Genomic DNA, 15,936 nt, shown 5'->3' with positions numbered 1-15,936 from the left:
TTCAGCAGATGGATACGGGCCGTACCGCGCACCAGCCGGGGCCCGGCCACCAGGTCGGGGCGCACCCGGGGGCGGCTGGCGAGGAACGTGCCGGTGGTCACCCCTCACCCCCGCGGCGCCAGCCCGCCAGCGAGTCGCCCGCGTCGCCCTCGGCACCCTGCGCTCCGCCATCCCGGAGGGCACGGGCGAGCACGTACGACAGGAACGCCTCGTCGCGGACGGTCGTGCTCAGCCGGTTGTTGGTCATGTGCAGATACGGCGAGAGCAGCATCGGCAGCGCCTGCGCCGGGTCGGTGGGGCGCAGGTCTCGGGTGCCGTCCCAGGAGCGGAAGACCAGCGCGCCGTCACGGGTCAGCGCCGTCGCCCGGTCGCGCAGCTCGGCGCAGTGCTCGGCCCAGCCGCGCAGGAACGCCGGGAGCCGCCCGGTCTCGCCCGCCGCGACCGCGTCCCGGATGTCCCGGAACCGGCCGGGCAGGCTGGCCCCCATCGCGGTGTACGCGCGGTCGTAGCCCTCGTCGGCGGTGTAGTTGGTGCTGGAGAACGCCCGGTTCCAGAAGGAGTGGTAGCGGTCCAGGAAGGACAGCAGGGCCTCGTCGTCCCGCAGGAAGGTGCCGGACATCACCGTCATCAGCTGGGCGGACAGCCCGAGCAGCACGGTGCGCAGATGCAGGTTCATCGAGCGGGCGGCCTCGATGACCAGGTCGCTGGAGTGCTGGAAGTGCCACTCCGCCAGCTCGATCCCGGCCGGGCCGCCGTACTTGCCGTACTCGGGCTCGTAGGGGCGGTCCTCGAAGGAGTTGTTGGGGCGCAGCCGCATCCGGCCGTCCGGGCCCAGGTACTCCGAGCGTTCCTGGTCGCCGAACTCCAGGGCGAACAAGGTCTCGTAGAGGTCGGCGAAGAAGCCGTCCTTCACCTCGTACAGCGCGGGCCGCTCGCGCAGGAACGTCTCCAGCGCCGCGTGTGCCCGCTCCCGGACCACTGCGGCGTCGGCGGCGCGGGCAGGCTTCAGACGCAGCCGCAGATGGGGGCCCTCCAGCCAGTAGTTGATGAAGAAGTACCCGGCGAGCAGGCCCTCCTCGGTGAGGGCGTCGACCAAGGGCCGGACGCAGTTCAGGAGCAACGGGCGAGGGCTGGCCGCGTAGAAGACGTGTACGGCCAGCCACTCGCCGGGCGCCTGACCGGGTAGGGCGGAGGCTTCGGTGGGAGCGGTCATGGTGTGGCGTCCTCCTCAGGTCGGGCGGGCAGCAGTTCGACGGCGAGTTCGGCGACGTGCCGCCCGCGCGGTGAGGTGACGTGCAGTTCGTCCTCGGCGGGGAGCATCTCCTCGAAGACGGTCCGGGCCCGTTTCCCGGCGAGGAGCCCTTCGAGCGCGGTGAGCGAGAGCGGGCTCTCGAAGTCCACGTACTGCGGTTTGGACCCGCCGAACCAGGCGGCGCCCTGGCCGTCCTCCGTCTCCTCGTGGACGGTGGCGAACACGCGGGCGGGCAGGCCGTGCCGGACCCGCCAGCGGTGCCAGGCGAGATACCAGTCGGCGTCGGCGGTACCGGGTGCCCGCAGCGGGAGGTGGCCGTCGGCGACGGTCCAGGAGCGCCGCTGGAGCACCAGCGCGTGGTGGCGGACGCGGGGGCGCCGGGTGACGCCGTCCTCCGCCTCCCCGGTCGGCACCCCGCGCCACACGTCCGGCACCGAGCGGGAGGTGGGGGAGAACAGCAGCAGGGTGCGCGGGATCTCGGGCAGCACCATCGGCACCAGATAGCCGAGGTACACCGGGACGACCTCGCGGTCCAGGCGCCGTGAGCGCAGCAGCAGCCGGTCACCGTCCTCGTCGTGCACGGCGTACAGGTCGTCCAGGTGGAGGCGGGCCTCCTCGGGGGCGGTGCTGTTCTCACCGGGGCAGACGATCTCGTAGTCGGTCAGCCTGCCGTGCAGATTGAGGTTGGTGGTCGCGGCACCGGCCGTCACCTCGGCGAGGACCGCGCCGGGCGGCGGCACCGAACGCAGCCCGTCCCGCAGGGCACCCGTGAGCCCGTCCGCACCGTCGAAGCAGTGCGTGAAGCGGGTGAAGGGGAAGCACAGGCCGCCGTACGAGTTGTTCAGCACCGCCAGGGGACCGTCGTCGCGGCGGGCCAGCTGGAGGAAGTGGCTCTGCGGACGGAAGACGGGAGCGGCGGTGCCGAGGGCGTCGGCCATCTCGTCCACGATCGCGTCATCGAGGACGAACTCATCTGCTTCGTCAGGGAGTTCGGCCCAGCGCTCCCGTATCCGGGCGGTCAGCGTGGCGCGGGCCCGGTCGATGGACGCGATCTCCGGGACGCCGAGCCAGTTCTCCTCCGGGGCGTGGCTGCCGTCCGGGAGGTAGCCGTCCTTGGCCGCCGTGAACTGGAGGTACTGGCGGAAGATGTCCTCGTGGAAGTCGTGGACCAGCCGCAGCAGGTCCTCGCAGCGGCCACCGCGCCCGTACCGGGCGACGAAGAAGCCCTTGAGGGTGAGCCGTTGGGGCAGCGCCACGTCGAAGGCGGGCAGCACCCGGCCGATCGACCGCAGCGGCGCGGCGACCGGCTCGGCCCACTGGGCGAGCGGGGCGCTGGTGGTGCCCGCCGACACGTCCTCGTAGAGCAGGGTCTGCGGGAGTACGGGGCGTTCGGCGCCCAAGTCGAGCTGGAGAGAGCTGAGTTCGGTGCGGAGTCCGGCGAGGAGGGCGCGCCGGGTCGGCACGTCGGCGGCCCCGTACCGTGCGACCGCCTCGGCCGGGCCGTCCAGCCGGGCGGCGACGGTGTCCGCCCAGGCCACCCCCAGCCCGCGCAGCGCCCGCTGGAAGGCGCGCAGCGGGTCGGCGCTGTGCACGCTCGTGTCCAGCGACGGGAGCTGGAGCATGCCCAGTTCGCGCAGCGCGGTCAGATAGTGCCCCGCCTCCTCCTCCCCGGCGCCCGTGGTGGCGGCCAGCCAGCGAGCCAGGTCGCCGTGGGTGAGCGTGCCCTCGGTGTCGCGGAGCAGCGTGAGCATTCCGTCCAGGGCGCCCTGCCTGCGCAGGAAGAACAGCCGGTCCTGGGCGGCGTCGAAACTCACCGGCGCGCTGTCGTCCCCCGCGGTGACCGCCCGCCGGACATAGCGCACCCGGTCGTCGTCCAGCTTCCAGCCCGAGGCGGGTGCCACCGGCAGGTCGGCGCGGCGGGCCGGGTCGGCCACGATCAGCTCGGCGAGCCGGGTGAGGACGACCACGTTCAGCCGGGGGTGGCTCGTCCAGGCGTCGTCCACCTCCGTCAGGTCGCCGCCCTCCGTGAAACCGCCGAGCGCGACCCCGGTCAGCGTGCTGAACGGGCTGGTCTTGCAGGCGGTCCGGTACAGGTACGACAGCAGCGAACGCTCCATCTTGCGGGCCCGCTTGCCCGGTGCCGGGTTCTGGTCGGCGGCGAACGCGTCGAGCCGCTCCTCCAGCGTGGGCGAGGCCAGCAGGAGGCCCCGGCGCAGCCGGTCGTCCAGCGCCAGTCCGCGCAGCGCGGCGCGGGCGCGGGCCAGCGCGCCGCCGAGCACCGTCTCGCCCTCGGCGCGCAGTTCCTCCCAGCGCAGGCGCGCGTCCAGCCAGGCGGTGAGGTCCGCGCCGGTGTCGCCGTCGAGGCCGGAGGCGAGGTCGCGGGCGGCCGGGAGGTCGGCGGGCAGACGGTTGTTGAAGACCTGGCGGCGCAGCGCGAGCAGGCGGCGGCGCAGCGCCGCGTCCTCGGTGGCGCCGACCGCGGCCGAGAGCGGATCGCTCAGCCGGGCGCCCAGCGCGCGCAGCCTGTCCTCCTCGGCCGCCGTGCGCGCGGCCCAGTCGGCGGTCTCGGGGGCGCGCAGCACCTCCACGGTCTCGGCCGGGAGCCCGGCCACGCGCAGCATGAATCGGTCGTGCAGGGTCACAGTGGTCTCGGCGACTGTGGTGGCCGGGCTCATACCGTGCTGCCCCTCTCGTGTCGGAACTCCCGCGGACCGGGCAGGAGGCGGTCGGTCGGGCGGGTCATGGGGCGACGATGTCGTAGCGGTAGTCGGCGGGCCGGGGCCGCTCCTCGCCGATCATCATGATCAGCAGCGGCACCTCGCCCCGGTCGGCCACCCCGAACTCCTCCGCGTACGACACGCAGTCGAAGCCCAGCGCGACCCCGCAGCCGGTCCCGGCGGCGGAGGCGGCGGTGTAGACGGCCTGGGCGATGGCGCCCACGGCGGCGTTGACCAGCCGCAGCCCCCGGTCACCCACGGCGTCCAGGACGGCGAAGGTGCGCGCCACCGGCACCAGCACGGCGGCCGCCTGCTCCAGGTTGTAGTTGGCGAGGAAGTAGTTCTCTTGGAGGAACGCCCCGAACGCGCCGGACTTCAGCAGCACCAGCCCGCCCGTGTCCCGGTCGTACTCGTACAGGCCGGGCGGTACGTCGCGGACATGGTTGACGAAGACATGGAACCGGGTCAGCGGCGCCCCGCCCGGTGTCTCCACGTCGCTGTCGAGCGTGGCGGCCGTGACGGCGGAGGCGAGCGTCACCGCCAGCTTGGCCGGGTCCAGCGGCGCCCCCGCGGTGAACCGGCCGAAGCTGCTGCGCCGTTCGCGCAACGCGCGCCGCACGGTGGTGTCCAGCGGCGCCGGACCGGGCAGCGGCACCCGTTCGCCGGGCCCCGCCGGAGCCGCGAGCGCCGGGTCCAGCCTGCCGTGGGCGGGCCGGTCGGCGGCGCCCTCCAGCGTGGCGGTGTGCACCCGGTCGAGGGTGGGGAAGGTCAGCGTCCGCCGCGAACGCTCGTCCGGCACGTGCCGAACCGCCGCCCCCGGTGTCTCCGGGGCGACCGGCGCGGGCGCGTCCCAGCGCAGCGGCACCACGGCGAACACCCCGTCCTCGGCGGGGTCCAGGCCCAACAGCCGCCCGATGCGCGGCTCGTCGAACCATAGGGCGGTGCCCAGCCGCAGTCCGTGCGCCCGCGCCCACATCCGCCAGGTCTCCAGCAGGGCGCCGATGTCCATCGTCACGGCGTGGTAGGAGAAGCTGTTGTACTTGAAGGCGTTCTGCCAGAAGGTCACGCCCAGCACCAGGAACTGGTCGGTGTCGGCCTCCGCCAAGTCGCCCAGGGCGGAACGTACTTCACCGGTCACGTCACCGGAAAGCAGCCGGTTCAGCCGGTGGTGCGGGGTGTCGTAGTAGTAGACGCCCGGGGTGAGCGGGCCGCTCGCGCCGCTCACCCAATGCACGCCGATCGGGTACAGGCCGCCGCCCGAGGCGGTGCCCCGCGACCAGTTGGCGTGGGTGTGGAACGGCAGCGAACCCAGGTCCGAGTTGGCCTGCACGGCCAGCCTGCGTCCGGTCAGCCCGTAGGAGTCCCGGAGCATCGCGCCCAGCAGGGGCAGCGTGAACGCGCCCGTGCCCGGCTCGCCGAACAGGCCCCGGCCCAGCGTGGCGTTGTCCGCGCAGCCGCCGTCGGGCAGCGGGAAGGAGGGCACGCCGGGGAAGTACTTGCCCTTGCGGGGCCGGTCGGCCCAGTCCGGCACGAAGTCGGCCGGTTCCATGGGGGTCCTGCCCCGCCGCATCACCGCGGTCGCGTACTCATGGGCGTATCCCATGGTCACTCCCTAGTCAGCTCGTCTGTGGCGGGCGCCCGGCGGTTCGGGCCGGGCGCCCGGGATTCGTTGTGCCGCGTCTCGGCCGCGGGCCGGTCAGGGGAAGGGATGCGGGGCCGGGTTGAGGTCGTCCGGCGTCAGCTCGGCCGTACGCAGCCCGGCCTCCCGCAGCGCGGTACGGGTACGGGGCAGCCATGGGCCGCGCTGGCGGCTCCACCCGAAGTCGATCGGGAGGAGACCGGGCACCAGCACCTTGGCCGTACTCAGCCCCAACTCCCGCTGCTCCGGCGCCGTCTGGTCGACCACCACCACGTCGAAGCCGCGCGCGGTCACCTCGGCCACGACCGCCTCCACGTCCGCCCGCAGATCGGCCGGGCGGGGCCGGGACGGGTCCGGGGCGAGCGAGGCGAGCGGGACCCGCGCCCCGTCGTCCCGGTCGCGCAGCAGGAAGTCGGTGTACCGGCCCATCTCCGGCAGCCCATACAGCAGCGGATGGTCGTGCAGCACCCGCACCTCGTCGAAGTCGGCCGCCATCCGGCGCAGCCGCCGCTCCTCGCGGGCGGTACGGCGGCGCAGGTTCACCGAGTCGGTGGCGATCTCGCACAGCCCGCCCGCAAGGGCGTCCTCCGGGTCGAGGGAGGCGCCCGCACCGAAGCACAGCAGCCCCGGCCCGCCGTCCACCCGCTCGGCGACGGCGGTCACCACCGGCACCGGGAAGCTGATCCGGGTGTCGAAGAACCGCGCCCGGTACCCGTACATCGCCAGCCGGTCCACCATCGCGCGGGTCGCGGGGCGGGTGCTGCTCGCCGGGTCGATCTCGGGCAGCCGCGCCCGGCCGAACCAGGCCAGCAGGAACGCGTCCCGCTCGATGGTCTCCATCAGCCCGTGATGCACCGCCTCGGCCAGACTGCCGCCCGACGCGCAGCCGTTGGAGCTCTCCTGCACGAACCGGCGCCGGATGCCGCCCGGCGCGTGGTAGTACGCGACCACCTCGGGGACGAGGACCGGCCGGGCGTCCCGCAGCGACCAGCCCCACACCCACTCGATCGGCCGGTCCGGCGCGAAGCGGGGCGCGCCGACCGCGTCCGCGTCGAAGCTGTCCGGGTACAGCCCGGTGACCCGTGGGTCGACCGCTGTGTCCCCCAGCTCGTCCAGCGTGGCCGTGACGACCGGGCGCCGGGCGCGGGCCCGCATCCCCGCGTACCGCTCCAGCCCCTCCAGCAGCCCGACCCGCACACTCGTTCCGTACGCCCCCGTGTGCCCGCCCCAGTAGCACTCCCGCAGATAGGCGCCGGAACGGGTGGTGAAGGCGCCGACCGCCGACGAGGTGGAGGCGGAGGTCAGATCGGGCGCCACGGACGGGCCGAGCATCCCGGTCACCGGGTTGGCGAACGCCTCCAGCGGCAGGTCGTACGCGGAGAGGGGGCGGGTACGGAAGCTGCCCGGCGTGTGTTCCGGGGCGGACTCCAGGGCGATCCGGGCACCCTCGGCCGTGTCGTCCGGGCTGCCCGCGCAGGACGGGCACTCACCGTCCGGCACCAGCGGGAACCGGGAGACCCGCAGCGTCTCCAGATCCAGCAGCCACACCCACGGATGCCGTACGGCACGCGGGTGCCGGTCCGCCGCCGAGACGAGCGCGGCCAGCGCGTCCACCACGAAGTCGGCACCCCACGGCGGAGTCCCGGCCGCACGGGTCGGCCCGCCCTGCTCCAGCGCGTCCCGCAGGAACCCGGCCCGCACCGCCTGCCAGCGCCGGGCCAGACAGCGCGGACAGCCATGGCCGTCCGCGGGGGCGACCGGGCCGACCACGGCGTGATGCCCGTACAGGCCCACCGGGATCGTGCCCGGCGTGAACTCCACGGCCTCATCGCCGAGTTCGTCGCGGACACCCAGCGCCGTCACCTCGGCCGGGCGGCCGGGCACGCGGGCGGCGAGCGCGGCGGTCAGGCGTGCGCACACCGTGTCCCAGGGCGCGTCGACGGCGACCGGCGCCGTCTCCGTCTCAGTGGGCACCGGGCTCGCCACCGGTCAGCAGCACCCGTACCGCGTGCACCTCGCCCACCGCCAGGTCCGGCGCGGTCACCGGCACCGCGAACGCGTCCCGTCCGGCCGCCGCCAGCGCGTCCAGCACCGCACCCCAGTCGGTCCCGGCCGCGCTCACCGGCACCGGCCCGCCCTCGGCGACCAGCGCGGCCGCCTCCAGGTCGGCCCACAGCGGGTCACCGAGATCCGGCTCCGCCCCGGCCCGCCGTAGCTGTTCCGCGCCGAGCAGATCCCGCAGCGCCTCCAGTACCGCCTCACGCGGACGCAGGCCGCTGCCCGACGCCCAGCGCACCGCCCCGCTCTCCGGGTCGGTGCAGCGGGCCAGGGCCACCGGCAGTGCGGCCGCCCCCTCGGTCAGGTCCAGCACCTCCACCGTGACGCCCAGGTTCTCCGCCGAGCGCAGCAGGAACAGCGACTCGGCGTCGTCGGTGAGGGAGCCGAGGTCCACCAGCCGTACCGGCGCTTCCCGGCGGATCGCCCGGCGCAGGGCGTCATGGGCCAGGGCGGAGCGCAGGGCGCGGGCCAGCGCGGCGCGGGGAGTGCCCGCGGCGCCCGTACCCGCCGAGGTGCGCTCGAACAGGCCCTGGTCGTTCCAGCCGCCCAGGGTGCGCACCGCGCCCGTGGGCACCAGCACCGTCCGCCCGTCCAGCAGCGAGGTCGCCTCCGACCACGCGGCGACCTGATCCATGGGCACGTCCAGCCCGCTGGACAGGGCGAGTTCGACCGGCGCGACCCGGCTCCCCTCGCCGCCGACCCGAGGCGGCACCACATGCTCGGCGTACACCTCGGCGCCCCGGAACAGCGCGGCGAGCCGGGCCCCGGCCACATGGTGCACGTCGATCGCGGAGACCTCCCGCATCCGGCCGGGGGAGACCCCCAGGCGTACGGTGCTCACCTTCAGCGGGGTCTGCTCCCAGTCGTCGTCGGCGTAGCCGCTGAACACCCCGGCCGCCTCGCGGACCAGGACGTCCCGCAGCTCCAGCGCGGTCAGCGCCCCCTTGGCCGCCGCCTCGTCGGCCGGGCCGTCGGCGGGCGGTGGCACCGGCTCGTCGTCCGCGTGCGGCACCCGCAGCGCGGCCCCGTCCGGGACCTTGGGCTCGCCGGAGGCGCAGAACGTGCAGCGGGGGTGCGGCAGCAGCGGCTCGGCCAGCACGTCCAGCGAGTCGAGGTCCTGCACGACGACCTGGTTACGGGTCTCTGCGGGCAGCGCCTCCGTCACCAGCCGGAACACCTCGAACGACAGCAGGTTGCCGAGCATCCCCGCGAGCGGCCCGGTGGGCACCCGCGCGGGCGCGCCCAGCGGCGCGGCCGGACCCAGCGAGGCCCACAGCTCGGCGCTGTCGGCGGCGTCGGAACCCGCGCCCAGCCGCAGCGCGGCGCAGGACCAGCAGCCCGGCGTCCCGGCCGTCATCACCGGCCCGACCACCACCCGCCGTCCGAACGTCCACGCCCCGAGCAGCCGCCGCCCGGCCGGTACGCCCTCGCCGAGCAGCCGCAGCAGCTGGCTCGGTGCGTCGGGACCGGTCACCAGCACGGTGTCCCAGCCGTCGAGGTCGGCCCAGCCCAGCGTCCCCCCGCCCAGCCGCGTCAGGGTGGGCGCGCAGCCCGCCTCGGTGAGAGCGGTGACCTCCGCGTCGACGCCCGCCGTGCCCCGGGGGTCGTGGTCGAGGGCGCCCTCCGCCGCGTCCTCGACCGTGATGCCCGTGATGCCCGTGACGCCCACCGTGGCGCAGCCGTTGCGCAGCAGACCCAGCGCGGCCCAGCGCGCCATCTCGTCGGTACCGAGCACCGCGACCCGGGTGTCACGGAACCGGGCGAACCGGCCGTGCGCGTCGTCCGCGTAATGGTCCAGATAGTCGAGCTGATGGGCGAAACGCTCCGCCACCTGCGGCGACAGTGTGCTGCCGGTGGGTCTTGGCCCGGCATCCCGGGCAAAGCCACGCGCGTAGAGTGCGCGCACGAGTTGGACCACCATGTCGCGCTGCTTGTCCCCCAGACCGGCGCAGAGTTCCTCCACGCGCCGCTCCCCGTCGAGATGGGGCACGATCAGCGCGGCGAAGCGGTACGCGGACTGGGTGACGACGTTGAACCCGCCGTGCGCGTTGTGGAACAGCACACCGTTCGGGGTCTGGGTGAACAGGACGTCCCTGCGGATGCGGGGCCGCGAACGGGCGATCTCCTCGTGGGACGAGGGAGCATGGACCATGCTGGCGAAACCTCCGGGGAAGAGGGCGGGGAGAGCGGTCAGTCGGCGGGGGGTGGGGAACTCTCCGCCGGGTCGTGCGGTGCGGTGGCCGGGAGGCTGGTGCCGGCCGCCTGGACGAAGAGCCGCAGCAGGTCGTGGACCCGGTAGCGGCCCGACGGGTCCTCCTCCAGCAGTCCGGCGTCGACCAGTGCGCGCAGCACCAGCGCGCCCGGCGCCGGGGGAGAGGTCCGCTCCAGAGCGGACGGCGTCCCGGCGGGCCCGGACGGCGGCACACCGGACGCGGGCAGCGCGGGGCGCCCGCCGTACGGCTCGCCCCGCAGCACGGCGAGCTGGAGCCCGCGCAGGCCCGCACCCGGCTCCACCCCCAGCTCGGAGGTGAGGTGGGCGTGGATACGCCGGTACTCCGCGAGCGCCTCGGCCCGGCGGCCCGAGCGGTACAGCGCCTCGATGAGCAGCGCCGACAGCCCCTCGTGACCGGGCTGGACGCGCACCGCCTCACGGGCCTCGGCGATCATCTCCCGGTGCCTGCCCAGGCGGAGTTCGCCGTCGAAGACCCGCTCCACGGCGAGCAGCCGCTCCTCGGCGAGACGCGGGACGTGGTCGCGGTGCAGCTCGTCGGAGTGGACGTTGCCGAGCAGCGGCCCCTTCCACAGTCCCAGCGCGGCCCGCGCCAGCCGCAGCGCGGCCTCCGGGTCGTCGCTGGCCGAGGCCCGGCCGAGCAGGTCACGGAAGTGCAGGAGGTCCAGGGTGTCGGCGTCCGCCTGCAGCCGGTAGCCGCCGGGCACCGCCTCGATGGCGCGGTCGGCGACCCCGTACTTGGCGAACAGGCGGCGCAGTCTGAGGACACAGGTGTGCAGCGCCGATCGGCCACCGGCCGGGGGCCGGTCGCCCCACACCACGCGCTGGAGCAGCTCGCCCGAGACCACGGCACCTGGGTGCAGCAGCAGGGCGGCCAGCAGAGAGGTCGGTTTGGAGGGCTGGAGGACGACGGTCTCGTGCCCGTCGGTGATGGCCAGCAGGCCGAGGACCTGGAAGCGGGGGCGGTCCGGACGCGCCGTGGCGGACCGCTGGTCGGGAAGGGCGCCGTCGGGCGCGGGAAATCCGGTCTTCACCACAGCCTTTCGCATCGCACGGTAAGTGATGCACCAACTGCCTCGCACGACAGGGCACTTGTTCACACCAGGGGTGTAGGACGTGAACAAGTGATCTGTTGAGACGGGAACTTAGAAGCGAACCGGCCGGTCCGTCCAGTGGTTGGCGCGAAACACCTGATGACGAGCGGGGGACGCGAAGGCTTTTGCGTCGAACGGTGTTGGCGAGCGCCCTGCCAGGGCATACCCTCCCGGTGAAGTGGCGCGGCGCACTCCCGTGACGGCCGCGCAGGGGAGGAACAACCATGCCGTGGTGGGCGCTGATCCCGGTCGTCTCGATGATTACCGGACCGGTCGTGCTGTTTGTCCTGAGCCGTCGCAAGCGCGACTCCGACGACGACGCCGCCGAGGAACGGTACGACGAGCTGTCCCACAAGTACGACGAGCTGCTGGCGGAGAACCGGCGGCTCGAACCCCCGGCCGCCGGGGACCAGCGCGGCTGATCCCCGGCGCACCCGGTCCGCTCAGCCCTGCCGCCCCACCTGCTCGATCCGCTCGGTGTGCTCGGTCGGCTGGTGCTCGCTCATGTACCAGCCGTCGACCCGCGGTCCGACCAGATCGGTCGGCCAGTCCGCCCGCTGGACGGCCGCGTCGTACACGGCGTCGCCGAACCTGATGATCGCCCCGTGCGGGTCCGGCAGTCGGCGCAGGTTCTGCCACGGCAGCAGCGCGAGGCCCAGGTCCGGGTGCCAGTCGGCGCCCTCGACACCCCAGGAGCGGCCGGTGAGACCGTCCGGCTGCGGCCAGATGTAGGCGTACATGCCGATGTCCAGCGGGCTGCTGCCGTCGCCATGGGTGTTGTCGAAGGAGAACCCCACCGACACGTACTCGTGCAACTGGGCGTTGCGCATGAACGGCGGGCCCTCGGGCCCGGGGTCCGTCCGCTTCGGGCGCCACCGGGTCGCCGACAGGTCGAACCCGCCCCACATCACCCCGACACGCGGCCGGTGTCCGAGGAACGGGGCCTGCCACGCCTCCAGTCCGGCCGCCGCGAGGTCGTACGCCTCCCACATCAGCCGGGCCGAGTGCGCGTCCCACACCCGCTCCACCCGGTCGTCCTCGAAGTTCGGCGGGGCGGCGGGGATCTCGCAGATCTGCGCGCTGCGCGGATGCGGGATGCCCAGCTTGGACGCGGCCTCGCAGAACGCCGTGTAGAAGTCCGCGACCGACGTCCGCCCCAGGGACAGCGTCCGCGTGGCGCCGTCGGTCTCGATCACCACGTCACCGTCGAGCAGCCGGTAGTGCACCGTGAAGGTCACCCCGTTCCGCCGGAACGTCGGGGTGCGCAGCCCGCGCGGGGACACCTCCAGCACGATGTTGCCCCAGCCGACCTCGAAGGGGTCGTCCAGCGAGTACTTGCCCGCGACCTGAACCACCCGGTTCACATACTCGATCATGGGGCCCAGTTCCGCGTGGTCCAGCACCGGCCACGCCTCGGGACGTTCGCTCACGGGAGCCTCCCGGCGGATCGATCCACCTGTCCTCGACGGCCGTACACCGGCGGGCGCGTATCGCCTGATTTCCGGCAGAGCAGTCGTACGACCGCACACCCCCCGATTCTCCCACGGGCCCCGGAGCCTCGCCTCCTTCCCGCCCGTGCCGGATCGCACCCGGCGTGACACGATGACGGGACAGCGGCAACCCCACCTCAGTACGCCAGTTCCGCAGCAGCGTCTGAAGGAGCCCAGCATGGCGTCGTCCGAAACGACCGGCGCGGCCGGGATGCAGTTCGGCATCTTCACCGTCGGGGACGTCACCCCCGACCCCACCACGGGCCGTACCCCCACCGAGGCGGAGCGCATCCAGGCCACCGTCGCCATCGCGCGCAAGGCCGAGGAGGTCGGGCTCGACGTCTTCGCCACCGGCGAGCACCACAACCCGCCCTTCGTGCCCTCCTCGCCGACCACCCTGCTCGCCTACATCGCCGCCCAGACCGTGCGGATCATCCTCTCCACCTCCACCACGCTGATCACCACCAACGACCCGGTGAAGATCGCCGAGGACTTCAGCGTGCTCCAGCACCTGTCCGGCGGCCGCACCGATGTCATGCTCGGCCGGGGCAACACCGGCCCCGTCTATCCGTGGTTCGGCCAGGACATCCGCCAGGCCATCCCGCTCACCGTGGAGAACTACGACCTGCTGCGCCGCCTCTGGCGCGAGGAGACCGTCGACTGGGAGGGCACGTTCCGCAGCGCGCTCCAGGGCTTCACCCTCGCGCCGCGCCCGCTGGACGACGTACCGCCGTTCGTCTGGCACGCCTCCATCCGCACCCCCGAGATCGCCGAACTGGCCGCCTACTTCGGGGACGGCTTCTTCGCCAACCACATCTTCTGGCCCGCCTCCCACACCAGGCAGCTCGTCGACCTCTACCGGCGCCGGTTCGCCCACTACGGCCACGGCACCCCGGAGCAGGCCATCGTGGGGCTCGGCGGGCAGGTGTTCATGCGGGCCGACAGCCAGGACGCGGTGCGCGAGTTCCGGCCCTACTTCGACAACGCCCCGGTGTACGGACACGGGCCCTCGCTGGAGGAGTTCACCCGGCAGACCCCGCTGACCGTCGGCTCACCGGCCGAGGTGATCGAGAAGACGCTGAGCTTCCGCGCGTACGTGGGGGACTACCAGCGGCAGTTGTTCCTCATCGACCACGCCGGGCTCCCGCTGAAGACCGTCCTGGAACAACTCGACCTGCTCGGCGAGGAGGTCGTGCCCGTACTGCGCCGGGAGTTCGCCAAGGACCGGCCCGAGGGCACCCCGGCGGCCCCCACCCACGCCTCGCTGCTGCGCGCACGCGACAGCACGGGCGGGAGTCGAGAACCGGCCGACGAAGGCGACCCGGAGGCACGATGAAGATCACGATCATCACCGGCGGGCTGCGCGAGCCCTCCTCCACCCGGCTCCTCGCGGACCGGCTGGCGGCGGCCGTCACCCGTGAACTCGAGGCGCAGGGCGCGCCGGTGGAGCTGTCCTTCGTCGAACTGCGGCCGCTGGCCCACCCCATCATGGACGCGATGCTCACCGGCTTCACCGGCGAGGCGCTGGACACGGCGTTCGAGACGGTCGCCGGTGCGGACGGCGTCATCGCCGTCACCCCCGCCTTCAACGCGTCCTTCAGCGGCCTGTTCAAGTCGTTCTTCGACGTGCTCCCGGAGGAGACCCTCTCCGACATGCCCGTCCTCATCGCCGCCAGCGGCGGCACCGAACGGCACTCCCTCGTCCTCGAACACGCGCTGCGCCCGATGTTCTCCTACCTCCACGCCATCGTCTCCCCGCGCCCCGTCTACGCCGCCACCAGCGACTTCGGCACCCAGAACGGCGCGGCCCTCGGCGCCCGCATCACGGCCGCCGCCGCCGACTTCACCCGCCTCCTCCGCGCCTGCGGCCCCCGCACCCACGAGACCCAGGAGGACGCGGACCTGGCAACGATGCGCGGACTGCTGGGCGGCGGCTGACACCGGCCGTCAGCGTGCGCGGCGCAGGGAGACCCGTAGGGCCTTCTCGGCGTCACGGCTCAGGAAGAGGCCCGAGCCCCGCACGTCGGTCACATAGGGCACCAGCGTTCCGGCGCCGAGGACCTTCGCGGTGTCCGGGCCCTTGGTGAGATCGACCTGTACGGGAGTGGCTTCGTCGGCCGCGTCCTGCTGGACCGCCCCGTAGGCGGTTCCGTCGTCGCGGATCGCGACGATCGCGATGGCCTTCCGGTCGCCGCTCCTGGCCAGGCAGACGCCCTTCCCGCGCCGCAGGTCGAAGGCGACGGGACCGGCGGCGAGATAGCGGCCGTCGGGCGAGGCGACCAGGTCGTACGCACGGCTCGCTCCGTGGTTGCCCTTGCCGATCTCGTTGTTCAGGCCGTAACCGCAGGTCATGTACGCCTGGATGCGTCCCGTCGCCAACTCGTGCACGGACCACACCGGATCGGCTGCTGTGCCGTCCTCCTTGTCCGGGGTCCGCCACCCGGCGAGCACATGGCCGTCGACGGCGCCGTAGGCCAGCCCGTTGAAGGGAGCGAGATCGCCGGTGCGTTCCGTACCGGCAGGTCGGACGGAGTCGCTGAACCAGTGGCCGACCAGGCCGAACCCGCCGTTGTCCACCCCGACCAACGGGCCCCGCGCCGTGGCCGCGATGACCCGGCCGCCCGCGCAGTCGGCCTCGACGCACGGCGACAGCAGCTCGTCGGGACCGTCGTAGGCGGTGCTCCTGCCCGTCACCACATCCACCGCGAGCGAACGTTCCGGGTACATGCCGTCGCCCAGGCCGACCAGCAGCCGGTCGCCGGACGCGGTGACCCGCACCACGGGGTCGTCCGCCACGGGCAGCTCGATCCGCCGCAGCGGTTTCACCGCGGTGCCGTGCCCGTCGGCGGCGTACACCGCGAGGGCGACCGCCGAGGAGCCGTCGTGCAGGGCGTCCTTCCCCCGGATGCCCTCGGCATAGGTGACGAGGTATTCGCGGCCGTCCTGCTCGACGACCGTCACACCGGGCGTCCGCGGAGTCCCGGTGTCGCCGGGCAGGGGAGTCTGCCAGGGCGCGGAAGTCCACGTGATGCGCCCCGTGTCGGCGGCCCGCACGAGGGTGGTCCAGCCGTTCGGAGCCCCGTGGATGCTCGCGATCTCACCGGCGCCGGGCACCGCCACCAGGGGCATGCCGGTCACGCGCTTCGGAACGCCGGAGATCGTCGTGTCCCAGCCCGCGCCCGCGTCGTAGGCGGCGGGCAGGCTCAGCCGGGCGAGCGACTTCGCCGAGGGGCTCCCGCCGTCGCCCTTGTCGGCTCCGTCCCCCTGGCCGCCGCACCCCGTCAGCCCGACCGCGGCCAGTACCAGCGCTCCCGCCACCGTCCGAACGCGCATACCGCTGTGCCCCCTTGCCCCCGTGACGGACCTGGCGGACCGTCAGTCACCGTCTGAGCGCCGACCGTATCAAGGGCCCGGACAGCTCCCGGCACCACGGCGCCCCCGCCCGGTGGGGGACCG

Annotated in this window: 11 protein-coding genes; 3 read left to right on the top strand and 8 right to left on the bottom strand. The window is 73.7% G+C overall.

All coding sequences use genetic code 11. From position 1 onward, the window contains the following. Positions 1 to 97: 97 nt before the first annotated feature. From ACI2LY_RS00675 to ACI2LY_RS00650, 6 genes are all read right to left on the bottom strand, one after another. Complete coding sequence (locus tag ACI2LY_RS00675) at positions 98 to 1,213, bottom strand: lantibiotic dehydratase C-terminal domain-containing protein (protein WP_404705174.1); 1,116 nt, start codon at positions 1,211 to 1,213, stop codon at positions 98 to 100. After that, complete coding sequence (locus tag ACI2LY_RS00670) at positions 1,210 to 3,927, bottom strand: lantibiotic dehydratase (RefSeq protein WP_404705173.1); 2,718 nt, start codon at positions 3,925 to 3,927, stop codon at positions 1,210 to 1,212. The genes ACI2LY_RS00675 and ACI2LY_RS00670 overlap by 4 nt, the downstream gene beginning before the upstream one ends. Positions 3,928 to 3,991: 64 nt before the next feature. After that, entirely contained in the window at positions 3,992 to 5,572 is a 1,581-nt protein-coding gene (locus tag ACI2LY_RS00665) for a SagB family peptide dehydrogenase (RefSeq protein WP_404705172.1), read from the bottom strand. A 93-nt stretch (positions 5,573 to 5,665) separates the two neighbouring features. Beyond that, a complete protein-coding gene (locus tag ACI2LY_RS00660) occupies positions 5,666 to 7,582 on the bottom strand; it encodes a TOMM precursor leader peptide-binding protein (protein WP_404705171.1) in 1,917 nt (638 codons plus the stop codon). Continuing rightward, positions 7,572 to 9,818: a TOMM precursor leader peptide-binding protein gene (locus ACI2LY_RS00655; protein ID WP_404705170.1), complete on the bottom strand. Its 2,247-nt coding sequence runs from the start codon at positions 9,816 to 9,818 to the stop codon at positions 7,572 to 7,574. The genes ACI2LY_RS00660 and ACI2LY_RS00655 overlap by 11 nt, the downstream gene beginning before the upstream one ends. A 38-nt stretch (positions 9,819 to 9,856) precedes the next feature. Further along, positions 9,857 to 10,945, bottom strand: a complete 1,089-nt coding sequence (locus ACI2LY_RS00650) for a BTAD domain-containing putative transcriptional regulator (protein WP_404705169.1) — start codon at positions 10,943 to 10,945, stop codon at positions 9,857 to 9,859. Positions 10,946 to 11,214: 269 nt separating this feature from the next. Here ACI2LY_RS00650 and ACI2LY_RS00645 point away from each other — a divergent pair, with 269 nt between their 5' ends. Next, the gene (locus ACI2LY_RS00645) at positions 11,215 to 11,412 is read left to right on the top strand and encodes a hypothetical protein (protein WP_404705168.1); all 198 of its coding nucleotides are present in this window, start codon (positions 11,215 to 11,217) and stop codon (positions 11,410 to 11,412) included. A 21-nt stretch (positions 11,413 to 11,433) separates the two neighbouring features. Here the strand turns inward: ACI2LY_RS00645 and ACI2LY_RS00640 are convergent, their stop codons facing one another. Then, a complete protein-coding gene (locus ACI2LY_RS00640) occupies positions 11,434 to 12,420 on the bottom strand; it encodes a DUF5996 family protein (RefSeq protein ID WP_404705167.1) in 987 nt (328 codons plus the stop codon). Between the two features lie 271 nt (positions 12,421 to 12,691). On the opposite strand from ACI2LY_RS00640, the gene ACI2LY_RS00635 reads away from it, so the two are divergent. Then, complete coding sequence (locus ACI2LY_RS00635; RefSeq protein WP_404706444.1) at positions 12,692 to 13,816, top strand: LLM class flavin-dependent oxidoreductase; 1,125 nt, start codon at positions 12,692 to 12,694, stop codon at positions 13,814 to 13,816. After that, positions 13,813 to 14,418 carry a CE1759 family FMN reductase gene (locus ACI2LY_RS00630; protein WP_404705166.1) on the top strand — a complete coding sequence of 202 codons (606 nt, stop codon included), beginning with the start codon at positions 13,813 to 13,815 and terminating at the stop codon, positions 14,416 to 14,418. The genes ACI2LY_RS00635 and ACI2LY_RS00630 overlap by 4 nt, the downstream gene beginning before the upstream one ends. A 9-nt stretch (positions 14,419 to 14,427) precedes the next feature. Here ACI2LY_RS00630 and ACI2LY_RS00625 read toward each other — a convergent pair whose 3' ends face one another. Continuing rightward, positions 14,428 to 15,813 (bottom strand): hypothetical protein, encoded by a 1,386-nt coding sequence (locus ACI2LY_RS00625; protein WP_404705165.1) that lies wholly within the window; start codon positions 15,811 to 15,813, stop codon positions 14,428 to 14,430. Between the last annotated feature and the right edge of the window lie 123 nt (positions 15,814 to 15,936).

The sequence above is a fragment of the Streptomyces sp. NPDC002176 genome (assembly GCF_044903645.1).
In the GTDB taxonomy this organism is placed as follows: Bacteria; Actinomycetota; Actinomycetes; order Streptomycetales; family Streptomycetaceae; genus Streptomyces.
This window is presented reverse-complemented; position numbering and strand designations above follow the sequence as displayed.